At 69.1% G+C, this 20,991-nt stretch carries 18 protein-coding genes; 8 read left to right on the plus strand and 10 right to left on the minus strand.

Going from position 1 to position 20,991, the window contains the following annotated elements:
- Positions 1-361 precede the first annotated feature (361 nt).
- From JNB_RS18320 to cofD, 5 genes are all read right to left on the minus strand, one after another.
- Positions 362-1,963, minus strand: a complete 1,602-nt coding sequence (locus tag JNB_RS18320) for a von Willebrand factor type A domain-containing protein (RefSeq protein WP_009778023.1) — start codon at positions 1,961-1,963, stop codon at positions 362-364.
- A 79-nt stretch (positions 1,964-2,042) separates the two neighbouring features.
- Positions 2,043-2,675 (minus strand): hypothetical protein, encoded by a 633-nt coding sequence (locus JNB_RS21610; protein ID WP_009778024.1) that lies wholly within the window; start codon positions 2,673-2,675, stop codon positions 2,043-2,045.
- A 75-nt stretch (positions 2,676-2,750) separates the two neighbouring features.
- Complete coding sequence (locus JNB_RS18330) at positions 2,751-4,007, minus strand: ISL3 family transposase (protein WP_040884752.1); 1,257 nt, start codon at positions 4,005-4,007, stop codon at positions 2,751-2,753.
- A 150-nt stretch (positions 4,008-4,157) separates the two neighbouring features.
- The gene (locus JNB_RS18335; protein WP_009778025.1) at positions 4,158-5,231 is read right to left on the minus strand and encodes a coenzyme F420-0:L-glutamate ligase; all 1,074 of its coding nucleotides are present in this window, start codon (positions 5,229-5,231) and stop codon (positions 4,158-4,160) included.
- Between the two features lie 12 nt (positions 5,232-5,243).
- Positions 5,244-6,212, minus strand: a complete 969-nt coding sequence (gene cofD / locus JNB_RS18340; RefSeq protein WP_009778026.1) for a 2-phospho-L-lactate transferase — start codon at positions 6,210-6,212, stop codon at positions 5,244-5,246.
- 200 nt (positions 6,213-6,412) lie between these two features.
- Here cofD and JNB_RS18345 point away from each other — a divergent pair, with 200 nt between their 5' ends.
- From JNB_RS18345 to JNB_RS18355, 3 genes are read left to right on the plus strand one after another with little or no spacing between them, the layout of a single operon-like run.
- A complete protein-coding gene (locus JNB_RS18345) occupies positions 6,413-6,676 on the plus strand; it encodes a WhiB family transcriptional regulator (protein ID WP_040883973.1) in 264 nt (87 codons plus the stop codon).
- Between the two features lie 40 nt (positions 6,677-6,716).
- Positions 6,717-9,767, plus strand: a complete 3,051-nt coding sequence (locus JNB_RS18350) for a glycosyltransferase (RefSeq protein ID WP_158306153.1) — start codon at positions 6,717-6,719, stop codon at positions 9,765-9,767.
- Positions 9,764-11,227 (plus strand): DUF5719 family protein, encoded by a 1,464-nt coding sequence (locus JNB_RS18355; protein WP_009778029.1) that lies wholly within the window; start codon positions 9,764-9,766, stop codon positions 11,225-11,227. The genes JNB_RS18350 and JNB_RS18355 overlap by 4 nt, the downstream gene beginning before the upstream one ends.
- A gap of 4 nt (positions 11,228-11,231) precedes the next feature.
- Here JNB_RS18355 and JNB_RS18360 read toward each other — a convergent pair whose 3' ends face one another.
- Positions 11,232-11,657 carry a metallopeptidase family protein gene (locus tag JNB_RS18360; protein WP_083784529.1) on the minus strand — a complete coding sequence of 142 codons (426 nt, stop codon included), beginning with the start codon at positions 11,655-11,657 and terminating at the stop codon, positions 11,232-11,234.
- Between the two features lie 59 nt (positions 11,658-11,716).
- On the opposite strand from JNB_RS18360, the gene JNB_RS18365 reads away from it, so the two are divergent.
- Positions 11,717-12,094 (plus strand): DUF3499 domain-containing protein, encoded by a 378-nt coding sequence (locus JNB_RS18365; RefSeq protein ID WP_040883974.1) that lies wholly within the window; start codon positions 11,717-11,719, stop codon positions 12,092-12,094.
- 95 nt (positions 12,095-12,189) lie between these two features.
- Here JNB_RS18365 and JNB_RS18370 read toward each other — a convergent pair whose 3' ends face one another.
- Positions 12,190-14,568, minus strand: coding sequence for an excinuclease ABC subunit UvrA (locus tag JNB_RS18370; protein WP_009778032.1), 2,379 nt, complete (start codon positions 14,566-14,568; stop codon positions 12,190-12,192).
- Positions 14,569-14,602: 34 nt separating this feature from the next.
- Between JNB_RS18370 and JNB_RS18375 the strand changes: the two genes are divergently transcribed.
- From JNB_RS18375 to JNB_RS18385, 3 genes are read left to right on the plus strand one after another with little or no spacing between them, the layout of a single operon-like run.
- The gene (locus JNB_RS18375) at positions 14,603-16,048 is read left to right on the plus strand and encodes a phosphomannomutase/phosphoglucomutase (protein ID WP_009778033.1); all 1,446 of its coding nucleotides are present in this window, start codon (positions 14,603-14,605) and stop codon (positions 16,046-16,048) included.
- Between the two features lies 1 nt (position 16,049).
- The gene (locus JNB_RS18380; RefSeq protein WP_009778034.1) at positions 16,050-16,235 is read left to right on the plus strand and encodes a Trm112 family protein; all 186 of its coding nucleotides are present in this window, start codon (positions 16,050-16,052) and stop codon (positions 16,233-16,235) included.
- Positions 16,236-16,261: 26 nt separating this feature from the next.
- The gene (locus JNB_RS18385; RefSeq protein WP_009778035.1) at positions 16,262-17,449 is read left to right on the plus strand and encodes an SIS domain-containing protein; all 1,188 of its coding nucleotides are present in this window, start codon (positions 16,262-16,264) and stop codon (positions 17,447-17,449) included.
- A gap of 7 nt (positions 17,450-17,456) precedes the next feature.
- Here the strand turns inward: JNB_RS18385 and JNB_RS18390 are convergent, their stop codons facing one another.
- The 3 genes from JNB_RS18390 to JNB_RS18400 all read right to left on the minus strand — a co-directional run bounded on the left by JNB_RS18390 (position 17,457) and on the right by JNB_RS18400 (position 19,371).
- Entirely contained in the window at positions 17,457-18,017 is a 561-nt protein-coding gene (locus JNB_RS18390) for a YbaK/EbsC family protein (RefSeq protein ID WP_009778036.1), read from the minus strand.
- Positions 18,018-18,023: 6 nt separating this feature from the next.
- Complete coding sequence (locus tag JNB_RS18395) at positions 18,024-19,016, minus strand: DUF808 domain-containing protein (RefSeq protein WP_009778037.1); 993 nt, start codon at positions 19,014-19,016, stop codon at positions 18,024-18,026.
- Positions 19,017-19,101: 85 nt separating this feature from the next.
- Entirely contained in the window at positions 19,102-19,371 is a 270-nt protein-coding gene (locus JNB_RS18400; protein ID WP_040883976.1) for a hypothetical protein, read from the minus strand.
- Positions 19,372-19,547: 176 nt separating this feature from the next.
- Between JNB_RS18400 and ahcY the strand changes: the two genes are divergently transcribed.
- Positions 19,548-20,984, plus strand: a complete 1,437-nt coding sequence (gene ahcY / locus JNB_RS18405) for an adenosylhomocysteinase (protein ID WP_009778040.1) — start codon at positions 19,548-19,550, stop codon at positions 20,982-20,984.
- Positions 20,985-20,991: the final 7 nt, after the last annotated feature.

Below are 20,991 nucleotides of genomic sequence, written 5' to 3' on the forward strand. Positions count from 1 at the left end.
CCAGAAAATCAGGACGTTGCACCGATCACTTGAGCCCAAGCTGTCCGTTTCGGGCACGAAGTGGTCAGCGGGTTTGCGGTCCTGACGTCGGTCAGGACGTCGGTTCCCGGGTTCGCGTTGCGGACTCACCTTCCGGGGTCGTTGACGTTCGTCTTCGTGCCCGAGACGGACATCCTCGCCGGGGCTCGCTGTCCGTTTCGGGCACGAAGTGGTCAGCGGGTTTGCGGTCCTGACGTCGGTCAGGACGTCGGTTCCCGGGTTCGCGTTGCGGACTCACCGTCCCGTGGCGCTGACGTTCGTCTTCGTGCCCGAGACGGACAGCCTCGCCGGGGCTCGGCTGTCCGTTTCGGGCACGAAGTGGTCAGTGGGTGGCGGCGGTCACGTCGGCCAGGACGTCGGCGAGCTCGCGCGCACCTGGCGCATCCTGCTCGACGAGGGCCGCGACGCGATCCCGAAGGTTCGCGAGCGTGGTCGACGACTCGCCACGCGGCTGGGTGCTCATCGACTCGCCGCCACCCTTGACGAGCTGCGCGAGGTCGGCGACGGCCGCGGCGACTCCGAGCGCGCCGGTGGGCGACTCAGCGTCACCGAGCGTCAACGGCAGTGAGTCCTCGCGCTGCTCCTCGCCGTCGACGGAGCGCCACCGCACCCGGACCGTGCCGAGAGCGTCGCCCTCGTCGGCCTGCGCCGTCGGGCGCACCTCGTAGAGCGCGGTGACCTTGTGCCCGGCGCCAACCTCGCCGGCGTCGACGGCGTCGTTGTCGAAGTCGTCGTCGGACAGGGCGCGGTTCTCGTAGCCGATGAGGCGATAGGCCGAGACGGTCCGGGGGTCGAACTCGACCTGGATCTTGGCATCCTTCGCGACCGGCGTCAGCGTCGCGCGCAAGTCCTCGACGAACAGTTTCCTGGCCTCCTCGAAGGTGTCGATGTACTCGTAGAAGCCGTCGCCCTGATCGGCGAGCTGCTCCATGAGGTGGTCGCTGTAGTTGCCCATCCCGTAGCCGACGGTGACGAGGTGGATCCCGCGCCGTCCGTTGTCGCGGATCGCAGTGGCGAGCCTCCCGCCGTCCGTGACGCCCACGTTGGCCACGCCGTCGGAGGCCAGCAGGACGACGTTGGTCGCGCCTTGTTTGTAGGCCTCGCGGGCCTGGTCGTAGCCGAGCAGGAGCCCTGCCTCGAGGTTGGTGCTGCCGCCAGCCTCGAGGCGATCGATCGCAGCCAGGATGGTGTCGGTGTCACGCACGGGAGTGGGTTCGAGCAAGGGCGTGGCATCGGTCTGGTAGGTGACGATCGCGATCGTGTCGTCGGGGCGGAGGTTCTCCGCCAGGAGGGCGAGGGAGGACTTCACCAGGCCGAGGCGTTCGCGGATGTCCATCGAGCCGGACGTGTCCACAACCATGGTCAGCGCCACGGGCTGCCACTCGCGCACGTCGACCTCACGACCCTGGAGGCCGATCCGGACCAGCCGCGTGCCGTCGTCCTCGGAGGACGCCCGGGCCTGGTCGGACTGCAGCTCCAGGTCATCCTTCCGAGGTGCGGGGAAGCCGCTGTCGAACGAGTTCACCCACTCCTCGGGTCGCACCGATTCCGGTGGCGGGAGATGACCGTCGTGAAGCAGGGAGCGGGCCACGCGGAACGAACCCCCATCGACGTCGACGGCGAAGGTCGATCGCGGCCTCTCGCGCGTGTCGATGAAACCGCTCGTGCCGGCATCGACGAAGGTGTTGTCCTCCAACGGGCCGGGGACGTTCGGGGCGGCCGGGAACGGCTGTGCCACACCGGAACTCGCCTGCCCGCCAACGGCGGATGAGGAGGAGGTCCCGCTGGCTGAGTCGTTCTCCTGCGCGGTGGGGTAGTTCTCGAAGTAGTCGTGGGCCGCAGACGTGTCGCCCTCACCCGAGGCACTGCACCCGGTGACGAGGACGACGACTGCGGCGATCAATGCTGCAGGGAGGGAGTTCATGCGGCTTGGACTGCGCCGAGCCAACGGAAGTTCCGACCGTGACCGAAGCGCAACACTCACGCGATGAGGACGCGAGAACTCAGCTCGCCCGGCTCCGCGCCGACAGAGACTCCATCGAGTCCAGCAGGGCCGCGAGGGGAGCCGGTGTCGCCGACTCATCGAGGGCCGCGGCCAGGGCGCCACCGAGGAGCTCCTTGCGCCCGGACGTGGTGCCGACGAAACGCCGCAGCTGGTCGAGCACCGGCCGCCCCTGCCAGGCCAGCTGGCGGGTGAACGCGGCGAACGTCGCGTCGAGTTCGAGGTCGGCCAGGACGGCGAGGGTGGCATCGACACCGAGCGCTCGCATGAGCTCGTCCTCGAGATCGCGGTGGCAGATCTGGAAGCCGAAGTCGGGGAGGGTGGACACCGACACGTCTGCAGCCGGAGTCGGACCCTCCGGCCCATGAACGACCTTGCGGTATGCCGTGAGCGCCCGAACGAAGTACGGCGCCTCCTTCTCGTCGCACAGACCGATCACCCTCGGCCGCGGTTCCGTCTCTGCGGCGGCAACCAGATGTCGGCGGATGTTCGTCGCGCCGCCCATGTCCACGAGGACACAGCGCTCGGCGTCGGGCTCGACTCCGCGCCGGGCTCGAAGCGCACGCACCGCAGCCACGTCACTGGTGCCCTCGAGGAGCACCCAGATCGCGGGGGAGTCGACGTCATCAGCCATTGGTAGGAGCCTCGCTCATCCGCCGTGATGGCGCCACGCATTTGCGTCCCCAACCGTCCAATTGGGGCTCTCCTGTCATTCGTGTGGGTTGGTTGGGCGGTAAATCCCGAGGCTGAGCATGGCGAGGGCGATGAGGGCGTCGACGTTGTGGAAGCCGTAGGCGCGTCGGGTGATGACGCGGATCTTGTTGTTCGCTGACTCGGTCAGGGCGTTGTTCAGGCCGCTGGTCAGTGCTGCGTCGATGGTCTTGCGGTGCGCAGTGATCTTCAGGGCGAGCTCGATGAAGGGTTCGAGCTGGCTGGCTAGCGCGTGAGCTGTCCAACTCTCGAGCAGTTCCATGGCGGTCACGCCGCGGTCGTTGCCGGTACCGGTGGCGAACACCGCCCTGAGGGCTTCTTTGAGCTGCCAGGCGCGGTGCAGGTCGGGGTGGGTGGCGGCCAGCCACGACATTGACTCGACGTGTTGGTCGCCCCACCTGTCGGGGTTCATCCGCAGGGTCCACATGATGTTCTTGACCGGCACCCCTGCTCCGGTCGCGGCCCCGCTGCCCCGCTTCTGGCGGATCCGCACGGAATTCCACACCTGTCGGCGACAAGCGTCCAGGGCGTCCCCGGCCCACTGCACGATGTGGAACGGGTCAGCGCAATGGATCGCTTTCGGGGCATGTTCAGCAACTGGGCTCGCGATCCATGAGGCGCTGTCCGAGGTGACGTGGGTCAGATGTGCGGTGCGCTCAGGGCCCAAAGCAACGAAGAACTGGTTCACGGTCTCCTTCCGGGCCCGCGATCCCACCCACACCAATCGACCGGTGTCGTGGTCGACGACAACCACCAGGTAGCGGCGACCACGCCGGTAGGCCACCTCGTCAATCCCGATCCGGCGCAATCCATCCAAGCCATCGCTGCCGCTGGCCGCGCGGCGATCGGCGAGCACCCGCGTCACGATCGAACCGATGGTGCGCCACGCACATCGCAGGAGCGTGGTCACCGCCGTGATCGACATCTGCGTGGCGGCCCAGGCCGCCATGTCTTCGAACGCCGTGGTGTGCCTGGCCCCGTGCCGAGCCCACGGCACCCACGCGACCACGACCCCATGCTCACGGCAGCTCACCCGAGGGATCCGTGCGTGGACAAACACGCGTCGACGATCCCAATCCAAGCCACGCCATCGCCGTTGCCGACCACGGTCATAGCGCGGACACCGCCGCCGGCAATGTGGACACCGCTGCCGCGACCCGAACCTCGTGCGTGCCCGAACGAGCACAACGCCCTCGACCAATTCGGCCCCATCGACGACCACCTCGGAGGGGGCGAACCCGCACACCTGACCGATTACCCTCGTACTGAGCACGCTGCCGCGATCCCTTCATTCTCGTTCCTAGACAGTCGAGAACTTAGGCCGCAGCAGCGTGCTCACTCACGTTTACGACCCACACCAACAGCAGGAGAGCCCCAATTGGGTGGGTTTGGGACGGGTGGGTCGTTACGGCTTGGGGGAGAGGGTGGCGGTGACGGAGTGCTCGGCGTTGGGTTCGCCGGTCATGGTGACGTGCAGGTCCTCGCTCGCGGCGGCGATCTCGAGTCGCTGGGACAGGCGCCCGAGGGCGTAGTCGTCGGCCGCGCCCAGCATCACGGTGGCCGAGCTGTCCTCGTCGATCTCAAGGTCGACGCTCGCGTCCTCGTCGGCGAACAGCGTCAGGGAGACCACCCTGGCGACGCGGTCACCGAACGTCTCGGCACCGACGGAGCGAATCCCCACGGCGTCCGAGTCGGCCGAACCCGGGGCCACTCCCAGCGCCGCGCGCAGCGACTCGACGTGACCCATGGCGAACCAGTCGCCAGGACCCGTGCGGACGAGTTGTCGTGCACCAGAGGCGAATTCACCACTCGACACGAACCAGGACTCGGGCAGTCCACGCACCACGGCAGCAGCCACACCGTCGCTCTTGCCCTTGACCAGGTCGGCCGCAGCGGCGATCTCGTCGGCCACCGCGCGAGCAGTCACCGACATCAGCCGCCCGTCGGCGTCGACCTCACCGCGGTGGTCGAGCAGCACCTGCAGCCCGGCAGAACCCAGTGCGAAGTCCGTCAGCCCGGCCCGCCACGGGCGACCGGCCGTGTCGCTGAGGACGACTGCGAGAGGTGCGCTGGGCGGCATACCCGACAAGGAAAGCAAGTCAGAGCGCAGGGTGCGCGCACACGCATCCGGATCGTGTGGCAGCAGGAGCAGCAGTTCAGACGGACCGGTGTTGGACGCATCGATCCCTGCCGCCGCCATGACTGGTCCGGCCAGCGCCTCGACGACTCGCGTCACCCGATCACCCACCGCGCGCTCGGCCACCACGCGTACCGACTCGCCCAGCACCAGCTCGGACTTGTCGGCACCAACAGCGTTGAGCCCCAACGCTTTTGAGACGATCTTGCTCGACACGACAACGGCGTCACCAGGCTCCAGACCAAAGTGGCCGAGGGCCGCCAGCAACAACGCAGCCACGTCGTCACCGCTGCCAATCTCGGGTACGCCGAGGACGGGGATGATCGCCAGCGGGCGCGTCATCGGGTCACCGCGTCACTTGCGGACGCGCTCGGCGAGCGCGAGCAGAGCCTCTGCCATGTGAGCCGTCGCGGGGACGTCGGTCATGAGCAGGGGGCCGTCGTGGACCGCGGTCTCGACGCCCCGGACCTTCACCGACGCGTCGGCCGGGTCGACGAGCCAGCCATCGAGGAAGTCGGCATAGAGCCCGGCCACACCAGCCGAGGTCGACTCCACCCCGATGGCCGACAGGCACGCGTCGGCGTGACCGCGCACGGGCCGACCCGAGATCAGCGGGGAGACCCCCACGACGGGAGCCGTCGAGCCGCGCAGCGCATCGCGCACCCCCGGTACGCCCAGGATGATCCCGATCGACACCACGGGGTTCGAGGGTGGCAGGACGATGACGTCGGCGTCGCGCAGCGCATCGAGCACGCCGGGCGCGGCAGCTGCCCGATCAAGACCAGCGACGACGAAGCGGTTCGCCGGCACCTCGGCGCGCAGGCGCACCCACCACTCCTGGAAGTGCACGGCGCGCTGGGTCTCGCCCTCGTCGATCACCACGTGCGTCTCGACCGGGGTGTCCGTCATCGGCAGCAACCGGATCCGCTTGTCGGGCAGCCCCCACCGCTCCGCGAGCCGCGCCGTCACCCTCGATGCGGTCTGCCCCTGGGCCAGCCACTGCGATCGGACGATGTGGGTGCCGAGATCAAGATCACCCAGGGTGAACCACTGCGGAACGGCCCCATAAGCCGCCAGTTCGCCCTGCACGCGCGTCGATTCCTCGGCCCGCCCCCAGCCCTGTTCCTCGTTGACACCGCCCCCGAGGGTGTAGAGCAATGTGTCGATGTCGGGACAGACCCGCAGTCCGAAAAGGCTGATGTCGTCACCGGTGTTGGCGATGACGGTGAGCTCGGATTCCGGTGCCACGACGTCGAGATGGGCTCTCAGGCCCCTGAGAAACCGGGCTCCGCCGACGCCGCCCGCGAGGGCTGTGATTCGCATGGGGGCCAGTCTGGCCCACCCGCGAGTCACGCCGACACGCCGGTCTCGGCAAGAAAGTTTCCACTGATAGCAGAACTCGGCTTGACGGATGGGGATGACACGCGTGTAATTTCATCATTGTGTTCCAGCAAAACGGTTCCCCCGCTCGGGGGAAGGGTCGGGACACGAGGTTGGGTCGCGAGAGGGTCGAGGAGGCAGCGATGCACGAGTTGACGTTGATCGACGCCATGATTGAAGAGGAGACGCAACTCTCCTGGCAGGAGCGGAGTCTGTGCGCACAGACGGACCCCGAGGCATTTTTCCCCGAGAAGGGCGGCTCCACCCGCGAGGCCAAGAAGGTCTGCGTCGGGTGCGACGTCCGGTCGGAGTGCCTCGAGTACGCACTGGCCAACGACGAGCGCTTTGGCATCTGGGGCGGACTGTCCGAGCGTGAGCGCCGCAAGCTGAAGAAGCGCGCAGTCTGATCGGGCGCGCGCCCACCCGATGACGCTGACGACTGCCACCGTGCCGCCACCTGCCACCGCCCCGAACGCCGGGCCGGTGGTTCAGGCCGTCGTCCTGACGTCCGGCCGCTCCGGCGCCGACTCGGGCCTGCGCGCCCTCCTCGACGCGATCGCCGCGTCCGCCATCAGCCCCGAGCGCGTCGTCGTGCTCGACACGACCGCCGCCACGGCGGGCTCCGGAGCCGCTGACGTGGTCGCCTCCGTGCAGTCGCCCACCTTCGCGGTCACGCACGAACGACTCGATCCGGGTATGCCGGATCGCGCGGCGGTTGCGTCGTGGCTCGCCACCGCCGACCTCGCCGACGACGAGCTCCTCTGGCTGCTCCCGGTCGGCTCCATCCCCGAGCCGCAGACGCTCGGTCGGTTGCTCGCGGCCCACCGGCGCAGCCCGTCGGTCGGACTCGTCGGCCCCAAGCACGTCGATGCCACGAATCCGCGCACGCTGCGCTCGGTCGGCATCAACACCACCCGCACCGGTCGCGTCGTCGAGGACCCGCCGTTGGGGGAGCCCGACCAGGGCCAGTACGACCTGCGGCGCGATGTCCTCGCGATCCCGCTCGCGGGGATGCTCGCCTCCGCGAAGCTCCTGCGCGAGCTCGGTGGGTGGGAACCCTCCTTCGGCGACCTCGGCGGTGACCTCGACCTCGGCTGGCGCGCCCAGCTGGCCGGGCAGCGCGTCGTCGTCGCTCCCGATGCCCGCATGAGGTCTGTGGCGTCGGTCGGCCTCGCCACCGCCACGACCGGGGCCCGCCGACGCGCTGCGCGACGCGTGGCCCTCACCCGAGCCTCGTGGTGGCAGGCACCCTTCCTCGCACTCTGGATCCTGACGACGACGCTTGCCGCGGCCGTCGGCCTGCTGCTCCTCAAGCGTCCCCGCCCGGCGGCCGAGGCCTTCGCCGACCTCGGCTCGCTCAACCCGGTCCGCGGCGTCCTCAGCCGGGTGCGCACCCGCGGCCGCCGCGTCGTCCGACACCGCGACATCGCCACGCTCTTCGTTCCCGCGTCGGCCATCGTGAGGACCGGCCTCGACCGGGCCTACGAGGCACTCGTTGCCCCCGCCACGCTTGCCGACGAGGACACCAGCGAACCCGAGGACCGTGCCCTCATCTCTCGCGGCGCCCTGCATCCCGGGGTCCTCGCCGTGGTGGCCACCCTGGCCGTGGTCGCGGCCGCCGGTCGCGAGATCGGCGGGGGACTGCTGAGCCGCTTCGGGTCGGGAGTCACCGGCGGTGAACTCATCACGACGAGGGCGACGTCGAACAGTCTCTGGCACGCCGCCTTCGACGGGTGGCACGGCACGGGTCTCGGTGGCGATGGTCCCGCGAGCCCGTCACTGGCTCTGCTGGCGATCCCGACCTGGATCGTCGAGCACCTGCCCGGCAGCGGCGACCTCACCTCGCCCGCCGGCGCCGTGGTCGGGGCCCTGATCGTCCTGGCGCTGCCGTTGGCCGCGCTCTCCGCCTATGTGTCCGCGAGGGTGCTCGGTGCCCCGCGAACGGTGCGCGCCCTCGCGGCACTGGCATGGGCCACGACGGGTGCTGCAGGAGCATCGGTGGCCCAGGGCCGACTCGGTGCCCTCGTCGCCCTCATCCTCCTGCCCATTGTCCTTGCCGGTGTCGTCCTCCTGGCCCGCCCCAGCGGCACGGCCACGGGGGCGTTTGCCACGGCCCTGGGTGCGGCCGTGCTGGGCGCGTTCGCTCCGCCTCTGCTCGTGCTCGTCGTGCTCGTCTGCCTCGGTGTCGCATTGTTCGGACACCCCGGCTCGCGCCGACTCGTCCTGGTCCCCGCGTTCCTCGCACCCCTCCTACTGGGTCCGTGGCTGGCCGACGTCGTCGACAACTGGACCCTGGCCGCAACCGGGCCCGGGCTGAGCCAGTGGGGCGGCACGAGCGCCGAACCCCTCGCCCTGGCCCTGCTGCACCCCGGTGGCGCAGGCAGCGTCCCGTGGTGGGTCGGTGCCATCGTCGTCGCACTGGGCCTGGCTGGGCTCCTCGCGTCGACGTCGATCCGCTCGGCGTCCACCGGCGCGGCCCTGATCGCGCTCGTCTCTCTCGCAGCCGCGCTCGCCGCACCCCACCTCGACCTCATCGCGGACTCGGCCTCCGTCGCGGGCCAGTCGGGCCCGGTGACGCCCTGGGCCGGCACCTTCATCCTGCCGCTGACCCTGGCCCTGCTCACGTCAGCGGTCATCGGTGTGGGCTCGCTCCGCGAACGCCGCCGGCTCAGTGGCGTCGCTGTGCTCGCCCTCAGCCTCAGCGCACTGGTCGGTGCTGGCGCCCTGGGCTGGTTCGGGTTCGGCGCCTCGTTGCGCACCTGGACCGACCCGCGCCCGGCGGTCGCCGTCGAGCAGGCCGCAGGTGAACTGGGCAACCGCACCGTCTTCGTGACCCCGGGACCCAGCGGGGCGGCATACCGGATCGTCGGTCGCGAGACCGGCTCCCTCGCGCGCTCGCTTCCCCAGAGCGTGGCCAACGACACCGTGATCGCCAGCGACGTGAGTCAGCTCCTCGATGGCACCCGCAGCGACTCTGGTCCCAAACTCGCGCAGCATGCCATCGGGTTCGTCGCCGTCGCGCAGAACGCTGGTGCGGACGTGGCGCGTCGCCTCGACTCGGCCCAGGGACTGTCCCGTCTGGCGAGTCGTGATGGCTACGACATCTGGCGGATCGCGGCCCTCGGCAACGCCGCCAACCGTCCCGTGTCACCGACCCGGCTCGCGGTCCTGAACGACGGTGACCCCTCGCTCGTCGCCACGACGGGGGAGCACGGTGCCACCGACACCACCGTGACCGCGCGCAAGGGTGACGTGCTGACCGTCGCCGAACCCCCGGCCTGGGCCTCGCACGCCACGGTCGAGATCGACGGTCGCGAGCTGGCCGCGACCGCCGACGCAGACCGCCCCACCTATGCCCTCCCGGTCGGCACGCACACGCTCACCATCGACGTGACGACTGACTACCCATGGTGGCGGGCACTGCAGGGTCTCGCGCTCGCGATCGTCGCCTTCCTCTCCGTCCCCTTCGGGACGCGCGCCTCGAGGAGACGCCGATGAATCGTTCACGCCTCGTCGGCCCCGGTCGCCTGGCCCTCACCGCACTGGTCGCTGCCGGTCTCGTGACGGGCGCGGTGCTGTCGCCGTCTGTCGAGGGCGTCACCGCGAACGCCGACCCGGCCAGCGCCACCAAACTCGAGCCCGTGGTCTCGGCGGCTTTGTCCTGCCCCGGTCCCGAGTTCAGCGGCATCACCGGTGTCGAGGACATCGACGTTCCGGCACGCGTCGGCGCTGCCACCGTGCCGGACTCCCTGATCGACTCGACGGTCAGGATCACGGGCAAGGGCCAGTTGCTGGTGCGTTCGGGCAAGGACTCCACTGACCCGGTCACGCGACGTGGCAGGACGACCACCACCGATGAGCTCGCCAGCGGCAAGGCGAGCGACGTCGTGGCGACCGGTGCGCTGGCGCCCGGACTGGCCGCGACCCAGGAATGGGCCGTCGCCCGACCCGAGATCCGGGGGCTGGCCACCGTTTCCTGTGCCGGACCGGGCTCCGACCTCTGGCTCCTCGCCGGTGGCGGCGCTGCTGGACGCCAGGAGCGGCTCATCCTCACCAACACCGGCGCCAACGAGGTGACGGTCGACCTCCAGGTCCTCGGCGGCAAGGGTGTCGTTCCCTCCCCGACCGGCAGCACCGTCGTCCCGGCCCGTGGCCGCGTGGCCCTCCTCGTGGACGCGATCACGGGCGCGGAGTCGTCGCCGGCAGTTCGCGTGCGCGCCACCGGCGGATCCGTGCGGGCCGTGATGAGCGACATCTGGCTCGACGGCTCGATCCCGGCTGGCGCCGAGACCACGGTGCCGACAGCGGCGCCATCAAGGCGGCAGATCATCCCGGCGGCGATCATGGCCGGAACCGGGTCGATTCGGATCGCCGTGCCCGACCAGCAGCAGGCCGTCGTGAGCGCGCGATTCATCGGCAAGGACGGCCCCGTGCCGCTGCCCGGTGGAGGCGTGACCCGAGTGCCCGGCCGGTCCACCGGGGAGCTGGCTCTGACCGGCCTCACCCAGGGCACCTACGCCATCGAACTCACCTCGGACGTCCCGATCGTCGCCTCGCTGTGGGCCTCGTGGAGGTCTGGGACGGCACCCGGAGACTTCATCTGGGCCCCCTCGACCACGGCCGCGACGGGGCTGCTCGGTGGCGCGTTCCCCCAGGCGGAGGAAGCCCACCGACGCATCCTCAACGTCGTCTCCACGGCAGGCCCCGCCAAGGTCAAGGTGACGTGGCAGGCCAAGGACGAGTGGACGACCAGGTCCGTCGACCTCGATCAGGACACGTCCACCTCACTCGATCTCGGCGATGCCCAGTCCGTCTGGGTGCAGCGAGTGTCCGGCACGGGCGAGATCCGCGCCGGTGTCGGGACGATCATGGGGCGGGCCAACCAGCTCGTGTCCGTGTCTCCGCTCGTCGAGACCGCCGTGACGTCCCAGGTGGGTTCGGCCCACCCCGTCTCCTGACGCCTCAGAGCTCGATCTCTGAGGGCGGCACGTTGAGCAGCGCTGCAACCTGCTCGGCCACGACCTCACGCACGATGGCGGCGACCTCGCCGACGTCGCGCGCACGGGTCTCCACCGGACGGCGATAGATCACGATCCGGTGTCCGACCGTGCCACCGACGGGCAGGAGTCGTCCGACGGCCGCTGCCTGCTCCTCCCACGGCGCAGGGTCGGTCGGCGGGACCTCCTCGACCGCGAACTCCACGTCGGCGTAGCGGGTCCCGAGATAGGCCCGGGCACGCTCGGCGACCTCGATGACGACGTCATCGAAGGTCTCGCGTCGGGTCCGCATCGCCGGCACCGGGGGCCAGGCCAGGGGGCCGCGCGGGCCGCGACCACGTCGGTCGCGACGGGGTGCCTGAGCGCTGTTCCGGGGGTCGGTGGGGGCCACAGATGGAGACTACGGCGCGCCGACTCAGCACTGTCGGACCGGTGACCTAGAGTCGTGGCGTGAATGCGTCCCGGAGGTGCTCGAAGACTGCGTGCTCCCAGCTCGCGGTGGCCACCCTGACCTACGCGTATGCCGATCGCGCCGTCGTTCTCGGTCCGCTCGCCACCTATGCCGAGCCGCACTCCTACGACCTCTGTGCCGAGCACGCGACGCGCCTCACGGTGCCGCAGGGCTGGGAGGTCGTCCGCCTCGAGTCCGACGGTTACGAGCCCGCACCGGAGGTCGACGACCTCCTCGCTGTGGTCGATGCGGTGCGTGAGCGACCCGCGCAGCAGGCCACCGTGGCGAGCGCCGTCGTCAATGCGATGCCCGCACCCGTCCCCGGCGAGCACCGTCGCGGCCACCTCCGCATGCTGCCCGGCAACGGCGAAGGCTGAGGGATCGACTTATTGCGCAATCCGTCGGCCAGACGGATTCCGCAACACGTGAGCAGATCCGACGGATTGCGCAATAAGTCGCCCGTCGCGGGGTGTCAGCTGACGTAGGCCGCCAGGTGCTTGCCGGTGAGCGTCGTGGCCTTCGGCCTCTTGGTGGCCTGGGCCACGAGGTCTGCGGGGGTGCCCTCGAAGACGACGTTGCCGCCGTCGTGACCGGCGCCCGGGCCGAGGTCGATGATCCAGTCGGCGTGGGCCATCACGGCTTGGTGGTGCTCGATGACGATGACCGACTTGCCGGAGTCGACGAGCCGGTCGAGCAGCCCGAGGAGGTTCTCGACGTCGGCGAGGTGGAGCCCCGTCGTCGGCTCGTCGAGGACGTAGACGTCGCCCTTCTCCGCCATCTGCGACGCGAGCTTGATGCGCTGGCGCTCGCCCCCGGAGAGGGTCGTGAGCGGCTGCCCCAACGTCAGATAGCCAAGTCCCACGTCAACGAGCCGGTCGAGGATCTTGTGCGCGGCAGGGATGCTCGCCTCGCCCTCGCTGAAGAAGGTCTCGGCCTCGTCCATCGACATGGTGAGCACCTCGGAGATGTTCTTGCCGCCGAGCGTGTAGTCGAGGACGGACGCCTGGAAGCGACGACCCTCGCACTCCTCGCACGGTGACTCGACCGTCGCCATGACCCCGAGCTCGGTGAAGATGACGCCAGCGCCGTTGCAGGTCTGGCAGGCGCCCTCGGAGTTGGAGCTGAACAGGGCGGGCTTGACCCCGTTGGCCTTGGCGAACGCCTTGCGGATGGGTTCGAGCAGCCCGGTGTAGGTCGCCGGGTTCGACCGCCGCGAGCCCTTGATGGCGGCCTGGTCGATGACCACGACACCGTCGCGTCCATCGACCGAGCCGTGGATGAGGGAACTCTTGCCGGAGCCGGCCACACCGGTCACGGCCACCAGCACCCCGAGGGGGAGGTCGACGTCGACCTTCTTGAGATTGTGGGTCGAGGCACCGCGGATCTCGAGGGCGCCGGTCGAAGCGCGCACCTCGTCCTTGAGCTGCGCGCGGTCGTCGAGGTGGCGACCCGTGATGGTGTCGCTCTTGCGCAGGTCCTCGATGGAACCCTCGAAGACGATCTCGCCCCCGAACGAGCCGGCCTTGGGGCCGAGGTCGACGACGTGGTCGGCGATGGCGATGGTCTCGGGCTTGTGCTCGACGACGAGGACCGTGTTGCCCTTGTCGCGAAGCCGCAGGAGCAGGTCGTTCATCTGGTCGATGTCGTGCGGGTGCAACCCGATCGTCGGCTCATCGAACACGTAGGTGACGTCGGTGAGGGAGGACCCGAGGTGACGGATCATCTTGGTGCGCTGGGCCTCACCTCCGGAGAGCGTGCCCGCGGGTCGATCCAGCGACAGGTAGCCCAAGCCGATCTCGGTGAACGAGTCGAGCAGGTGCTGCAATCCCGCGAGCAGCGGTGCAACAGAAGGCTCCTCGAGCTCACGCACCCACGCGGCCAGGTCGCTGATCTGCATCACGGCCAGGTCCGCAATCGACTTGCCGCCGATCTTGGACTTGAGCACCTCCGCGGTCAGTCGCGTTCCAGAACACTCGGGGCACAGCTGGAAGGTCACGGCCCGCTCGACGAAGCGGCGCACGTGCGGCTGCATCGCCTCGGGGTCCTTGGACAGCATCGACTTCTGGATCTTGGGGATGATCCCCTCGAAGGTCAGGTTGATGCCCTCGACCTTGATCTTGGTGGGCGGCGCATAGAGCATCGTCTCGAGCTGCTTGGCCGTGAACTTCGCAATGGGCTTGTCCATCGGCAGGCCCATGCCCTCGAACAGCCGGCCGTACCACCCGTCCATCGAGTAGCCCGGCACCGTCAGCGCACCCTCGGCCAGCGACTTGGTGTCGTCGTAGAGCGCGGTCTTGTCGATGTCGCTGACATTCCCCATGCCCTCGCAGCGCGGGCACATGCCACCGAGGTAGACGGCGTCCTTGACGACGGCCTTCTCGGTGCGGCCGTCCTTGTCGGTCGACATGACCCCGCTCGCCTTCCGCGTGGGCACATTGAAGCTGTATGCCGTGGGCGGGCCGACGTACGGCTTGCCGAGGCGGCTGTAGAGGATGCGCAGCATGGCGTTGGCGTCTGTCGCGGTCCCCACCGTGGAGCGCGGGTTGGCGCCCATCCGTTCCTGGTCGACGATGATCGCCGTCGTCAGGCCCTCGAGGTAGTCGACCTCGGGCCGGGCCAGCGAGGGCATGAAGCCCTGGACGAACGCGCTGTAGGTCTCGTTGATCATCCGCTGCGACTCCGCGGCGATCGTGCCGAAGACGAGCGAGCTCTTGCCCGACCCCGACACTCCCGTGAAGACGGTCAGCCGGCGCTTGGGGATCTCGAGGCTCACGTCCTTGAGGTTGTTCTCGCGGGCGCCCTGGACGCGGATGGTGTCGTGGTTGTCGGCAACATGGGGTTCGGCGGTCACGAATCCCAACCTAGTGCGCGAGTAAGGTCGCTGCGTGCCTCCCCACAACCTCTCTGACTTCGTCAAGGCCTATGACGTCCGGGGCCTCGTGCCAGAGCAGCTCGATGTCGATGTGGCGTGGGCCCTCGGCGCCGCGTTCGCCGAGGTGATCATCAACCGTGAGAACGGAACTGGCTGCGTCATCGGCCATGACATGCGTGCCACGTCACCCGAGCTCTCCCAGGCGTTCGGCGCCGGTGTGGCGAGCCGAGGGATCGACGTCACCCACATCGGGCTGGCCAGCACCGACGGTCTCTACTTCGCCAGCGGCCACCTCGACCTCGCGGGCGCGATGTTCACTGCGAGTCACAACCCGGCGGCCTACAACGGCATCAAGCTCTGCCGTCCCGGCGCTCGCCCGGTCGGCCAGGACTCCGGCCTCGCCGACGTCCGCGACCTCGCCCAGGAGCTCCTCGACGGCACCGCCGAGCTGCGCCACGAGGACGAGGGCAAGACCGACGAGCGCGACCTCCTGGCCGACTACGCCGCGTTCCTGCGCGGACTCGTCGACCTCTCCGGCATCCGGCCTCTCAAGGTCGTCGTCGACGCCGGCAACGGTATGGGTGGGCACACGGTCCCGGCGGTCCTGGAGGGCAAGGCAGGTATGCCGTCCCTTCCCCTTGACGTCGTACCTCTCTACTTCGAGCTCGACGGCACTTTCCCGAACCACGAGGCCAACCCCCTCGAGCCCGCGAACCTCGTCGACCTCCAGGCAGCCGTGGTCAAGCATGGCGCCGACATCGGCCTCGCCTTCGACGGTGACGCCGACCGCTGCTTCGTCATCGACGAGCGGGGGGAGGCCGTGAGCCCGAGCGCCATCACCGCGCTCATCGCCACCCGCGAGGTTGCTCGCGAGGTCGCGGCCGGAACGCCCGCCAGCGACGTCTCGATCGTCCACAACGTCATCACCTCCGCACAAGTCCCCGAGGTCATCGCCAGCCTGGGCGCGAAGGCCGTGCGTACCCGCGTCGGCCACTCGTTCATCAAGGGGGAGATGGCCCGCGCCAACGCGGTCTTCGGCGGCGAGCACAGCGCGCACTACTACTTCCGCGATTTCTGGTTCGCCGACACCGGCATGCTCGCCGCGATGCACGTCCTCGCGGCCCTCGGTGAGCAGAGCGAGCCGCTCAGCAAAACGATGACGGCATACTCTGCGTATTTTGAGTCGGGTGAGATCAACTCGACCGTCGACGACCAGGCCGCAAAGACCGCTCTTGTGCGCGAATGGGCCCACGACAAGGGCGTCGAGTTCGACGAACTCGACGGGCTCACGCTGACCCACGGCGGCGGTGAGGGCGACCCGATGTGGTGGCTCAACCTGCGCGCCTCCAACACCGAACCCCTGCTCCGACTCAACGTCGAGGCAGCCGATGCGGACACGATGGCCGCGATACGCGACGATGTGTTGAGCCTTGTACGAGGCACTGCGAGAGGAAACTGAGATGTCGACCATGGAGCCCTGGCTGCGCGAGATCCTGCGCTGCCCGAACTGCCGAGCCGAACTGCGTGACGAGACCGGAGAGGCCGGCCCCGAGCTGGTCTGCACGTCCGACACCTGCGGCCTCACCTATCGGATCGACGACGGCGTCCCGGTGCTGCTCGTCGATGAGGCGCGCAAGCCGGCCTGACGGCTGACCGGCTGCGTCGCACCGACATGCCGCACCTTGACGAGGCGTTCCTCGACTCGGCTGAGTCCCTCGAGGCTCTCGACAGTCGTGGATCACTGCGCGCGCTCGCAACCGCTGGCGCCCAGGTGCGCCGAGCGATCGTCGCCGCCCGCGAGGCCGGCATCGACCGAGTTGCTGGCGGTGACCGTCCGCGGTCAGTCCTCGTCGCCTCGCTCGGTGGCTCGTCCGTCGTGTGCGACGTCCTCGATGTGCTCGCGGAGCCGGGTTCGCCGGTCCCACTGACGACGCGCCGCGAAGCACCGCTGCCCGGATGGATCGGTCCGCTCGACCTCGTCATCGCGGTCTCGCTCTCGGGTCGCGCCCAAGGTCCGCTGGCCCTCGCCGCCGAGGCCGTCCGCCGCGGCGCCTCGCTCCTCACCGTGGGTGCGCCAGACTCACCCCTTGCCGACATCTGCGCTCGCGGTCGCGGGGTGCACGTCGACGTCGCGTCACCCGCGCCGACGTCGCGCGCGGCCCTGTGGTCGATGCTCACCCCAGTGCTGCTCGCCGCTGATGGGCTCGGGCTCATCGACTGCTCGGAGGCCGTCCTCGAGCGCGTGGCCGACCTCCTCGACGAGCGAGCCGAGGAGTGCCGTCCGTCGTCGGAGTCCTTCGTCAACCCCGCCAAGATCCTCGCCGTCGGCCTCGCCGAGACCGTGCCGGTGGTCTTGGGAGACGGTGCCCTCACGGGTGTGGCTGCCGGTCGCGCTGCGGCGATGCTTGCCCGCACGGCGCGTATGCCGGCCACTCACGGCGCGCTTCCCGATGCGGCTTCGCAGGTGGTCGCGTGCTTCGACGGCCCGTTCAGCGGTAGCGGGGGAGCCGCGCCTGATGGTGGACACGACCTCTTTGCCGACCCGTTCCTCGACGGACCGCCGACCCCTCAGCTCGGTCTGCTCATGCTCCGCGACCACCCTGCAGCCCCCGGGCAGCTCGGCTCGCCCGAGCACCTGGCCGCACTCGAGGCCGGCCGCCTCGCGGAGGCGGTCGCCGAGTCAGCACGCGATGCGGGAGTGCGCGTCTGGGAGGTCGAGGCCCTGGGTGGCCATCCCATCGAGCGGCTCGCGTCGCTCATGTCGCTCACCGACTACGCCGCGACCTATCTCGCCCTCGGCCTGGGTCTCGACCCGGCGGTCTCCCGCCACGTCACGGACCTGCGCGACCGCACCACCTGAGGTCGGGTCAGGGGTGGGGAAGCGCCAGGTCGAGGACTTCGGCGGTCGGCAGCTGCGCCAACGCGGCGCCGTCGACGAGGAGCTTGCTGCCGCGCACGCCACTGCCGATGACGACCGCACCCGCGCCCACGACCGCAGCGTCCACGAGAATCGGCCAGCCAGCGGGAAGTCCGATCGGCGTGATGCCCCCGAACTCCATGCCCGTGAGCGACACTGCATCGTCGTGCGGGGCGAACGAGATCTTGCGGACGCCGAGGTGCTTGCGGACCACGCCGTTGATGTCGGCGCGGTCGGTCGCGAGGATCATCACGGCCGCGTAGGTCGTCTCTCCCGCGCGCTTCCCGGCGACGATGACGCAGTTCGCGCTGGCCTCCAGAGCGACGTCGTATGCCGCGCAGAAGACTTCGGTGTCGGCGAGCGTTGCGTCGATGGGCGCCACCTCCGCTGCCGCGATTCCGCTGTCCCCGTTGCCATCTGCCGCCGCCAGGGCATCAGCAACGGAAGGTGCGACCAGCTCAGGGTGCGAAGCGGCAGGTGACCAGTCGAGCGTTCCGCGAGCGGACGGCATACGCGATCAGTGGGATTCTTCGGCGACGGGAGCCTTGGACTCCACGTGCGCGCTCTTGCGGGGGATGACGTGCAGGATCGCGACGACGACGGCTCCGACGATGAGGCCGAGGATGGCCGAGCCGACGGTGTTGGTGACCCAGCCGAGGATGCCGCCCAGGGGACCGGTGGCGTCGTGCACCCACTCCTCGACGTGGTGCACCCAGGAGTAGGGCTGGTGGAGCGCGGACCAGCCGTACTCCTTGGAGAGGTCATCGAGGCCCACGAGCAGGATGTGGCCGCCGACCCAGGTCATGGCCGCGATCCCGACGACGGACAGGGTCGAGAGGAGCTTGGGCATGGCGGCGACGAGGCCGCGACCGATCGGTGCGCGGACGCCCGGCTGCTCGGAGAGGTGCAGACCGACGTCGTCCATCTTGACGATGGCCGCGACGACGCCGTAGACGAGGGTCGTGATGAGCACCGCGACGACCGCGAGGATCGCGAGCCGTGCGACGAACCCCTCGTCGGCGACCTCGTTGAGCGAGATGACCATGATCTCGGCGGACAGGATGAAGTCGGTGCGGATCGCGCCGCTCGTGATCTCGTCCTCGTCGGCGACCTTGCCCTCTTCGTGTGCCTGGTCGGCGGCGTGCTCGGAGTGGCCGCTGACGCGCTCCCAGATCTTCTCGGCACCCTCGAAGCAGAGGTAGGTGCCACCGATCATGAGCAGCGGTGTGAGCGCCTGGGGGAGGAACTGGCTGAGCAGCAGCGCTGCCGGAAGGATGAAGAAGAACTTGTTGCGCAGCGAGCCGATGGCGATCTTCTTGATGATCGGCAGCTCGCGCGCGGGGGAGAGGCCCTCGACGTAGCGGGGAGTCACCGCCGTGTCGTCGACGATGACGCCGGTCGCCTTGACGCTCGCGCGCCCGGCTGCGGCGGCGACGTCGTCGACCGAGGCGGCAGCGGCCTTGGCAAGCACCGCGATGTCATCGAGCAGGGCAAAGAGGCCGCCGGCCATCAGATCGCCTGCAGGTCTGTGACGGTGACGGCGGCGAGGTCTTCGAGGTGATCCACGCGGTCAGCCTACCCAGCGTGGGTCGGGGTCATTCCTCCTCGTCGGAGCGCCCGGCGATGAGGTCGCCCTCGTCGGACTCCGCCTCGGTGTCCTCCTCGTTGTCCTCGGACGAGACCGGCAGGTCATCAGCGTCATCGTCCTCGCTCTCGGTGAGGGCGGGCCGGGAGACCTCGGCGTCGGTGTCGACCGCGTAGTCGTCGCGGACCTCGTCCCACTTCTCGATGCTCTCCTCGTCGAGGTCGAGACGAACTTCGTCGCGTATGCCGTCCGATCCCGGGTTCTGCGTGGTGTCACTCATCGTGTGCTCCCTTTCGTTGGCGTGGGGCTTCAGGGGGTCAACCCTGTGCACGTCCATGTCTACCGCGTGAGTCGGTAGAGTGGAGGCTGCCGGCGCGGGTGATACCCCGCTCTCACGAGATCGCCCAGATGGGCTGCGCCGGGTCGCAAACCCACACTCAACGGAAGAGATTTCGCATGTCCTTTGACTACAAGGTTGCCGACCTGGGCCTCGCCGAGGCCGGCCGTCACCAGATCCGTCTTGCCGAGCACGAGATGCCGGGCCTCATGAGCCTGCGCGAAGAGTTCGGTCCGAGCCAGCCCCTCAAGGGCGCTCGCATCGCCGGCTCGCTGCACATGACCGTGCAGACCGCCGTCCTCATCGAGACGCTCACCGCGCTCGGTGCCGAGGTCCGCTGGGCCTCCTGCAACATCTACTCCACGCAGGACGAGGCCGCCGCGGCCGTCGTCGTCGGGCCCGAGGGCACCGTCGAGGACCCGCAGGGTGTGCCGGTCTACGCCTGGAAGGGCGAAACCCTCCCGGAGTACTGGGACTGCACCGAGCAGATCCTCACCTGGCCCGGTGGACAGGGCGCCAACATGATCCTCGACGACGGTGGCGACGCCACGATGCTCGTCCACAAGGGTCGCGAGTGGGAGGCCGCCGGTCAGGTGCCGCCCACCGATGAGAAGGACTCCGAGGAGGTCGGCGTCTTCAAGGAGCTCGTCCGTCGCACTCTCGGCCAGGACCCGCAGAAGTGGACCAAGGTCTCGACCGAGATCAAGGGCGTCACCGAGGAGACCACGACCGGCGTGCTGCGCCTCTACGAGCTCGCTCGTGACGGCAACCTCCTCTTCCCGGCGATCAACGTCAACGACTCCGTCACCAAGTCGAAGTTCGACAACAAGTACGGCTGCCGCCACTCGGTCATCGACGGCCTCAACCGCGCCACCGACGTCCTCATCGCTGGCAAGGTCGCGGTCATCTGCGGCTACGGCGACGTGGGCAAGGGTTGCGCCGAGGCACTTCGTGGCCAGGGCGCTCGCGTCATCGTCACCGAGATCGACCCCATCTGCGCGCTCCAGGCCGCGATGGAGGGCTACCAGGTCGCCAGGCTCGAGAGCGTCATCGACATCGCCGACATCTTCGTCACGACGACCGGCAACTTCAACATCATCACTGCCGAGCACATGCAGCAGATGAAGAACAAGGCGATCGTCGCCAACATCGGCCACTTCGACAACGAGATCGACATCGCCGGTCTGGCCAAGGTCCCCGGCGTCGTCAAGACCGAGATCAAGCCCCAGGTCCACGAGTGGACGTTCTCCGGTGGCAACTCGATCATCGTTCTCTCCGAGGGTCGCCTGTTCAACCTCGGCAACGCGACGGGTCACCCGTCCTTCGTCATGTCGAACTCCTTCGCGAACCAGACGATCGCCCAGATCGAGCTGTTCACGAAGACGACCGAGTACGACAAGCAGGTCTACGTCCTCCCGAAGCACCTCGACGAGAAGGTCGCTCGCCTCCACCTCGCGGCCATCGGGGTCGAGCTCACCGAGCTCACCAAGCAGCAGGCCGAGTACATCGGCGTCGACGTCGCCGGTCCCTACAAGTCGGACCATTACCGCTACTGAGCCAGAG

It is taken from the genome of Janibacter sp. HTCC2649 (genome assembly GCF_000152705.1).
Classification (GTDB): Bacteria; Actinomycetota; Actinomycetes; order Actinomycetales; family Dermatophilaceae; genus Knoellia.

Coding starts and splice junctions, on each gene's coding strand:
- JNB_RS18395 (WP_009778037.1), bottom strand. CDS start 19,016: ATGGCCGGCGGCCTCTTTGCCCTGCTCGATGACATCGCGGTGCTTGCC.
- JNB_RS18385 (WP_009778035.1), top strand. CDS start 16,262: ATGCCGCACCTTGACGAGGCGTTCCTCGACTCGGCTGAGTCCCTCGAG.
- ahcY (WP_009778040.1), top strand. CDS start 19,548: ATGTCCTTTGACTACAAGGTTGCCGACCTGGGCCTCGCCGAGGCCGGC.
- JNB_RS18320 (WP_009778023.1), bottom strand. CDS start 1,963: ATGAACTCCCTCCCTGCAGCATTGATCGCCGCAGTCGTCGTCCTCGTC.
- JNB_RS18390 (WP_009778036.1), bottom strand. CDS start 18,017: ATGCCGTCCGCTCGCGGAACGCTCGACTGGTCACCTGCCGCTTCGCAC.
- JNB_RS18355 (WP_009778029.1), top strand. CDS start 9,764: ATGAATCGTTCACGCCTCGTCGGCCCCGGTCGCCTGGCCCTCACCGCA.
- cofD (WP_009778026.1), bottom strand. CDS start 6,212: ATGCGAATCACAGCCCTCGCGGGCGGCGTCGGCGGAGCCCGGTTTCTC.
- JNB_RS18380 (WP_009778034.1), top strand. CDS start 16,050: ATGTCGACCATGGAGCCCTGGCTGCGCGAGATCCTGCGCTGCCCGAAC.
- JNB_RS18335 (WP_009778025.1), bottom strand. CDS start 5,231: ATGACGCGCCCGCTGGCGATCATCCCCGTCCTCGGCGTACCCGAGATT.
- JNB_RS21610 (WP_009778024.1), bottom strand. CDS start 2,675: ATGGCTGATGACGTCGACTCCCCCGCGATCTGGGTGCTCCTCGAGGGC.
- JNB_RS18400 (WP_040883976.1), bottom strand. CDS start 19,371: ATGAGTGACACCACGCAGAACCCGGGATCGGACGGCATACGCGACGAA.
- JNB_RS18345 (WP_040883973.1), top strand. CDS start 6,413: ATGCACGAGTTGACGTTGATCGACGCCATGATTGAAGAGGAGACGCAA.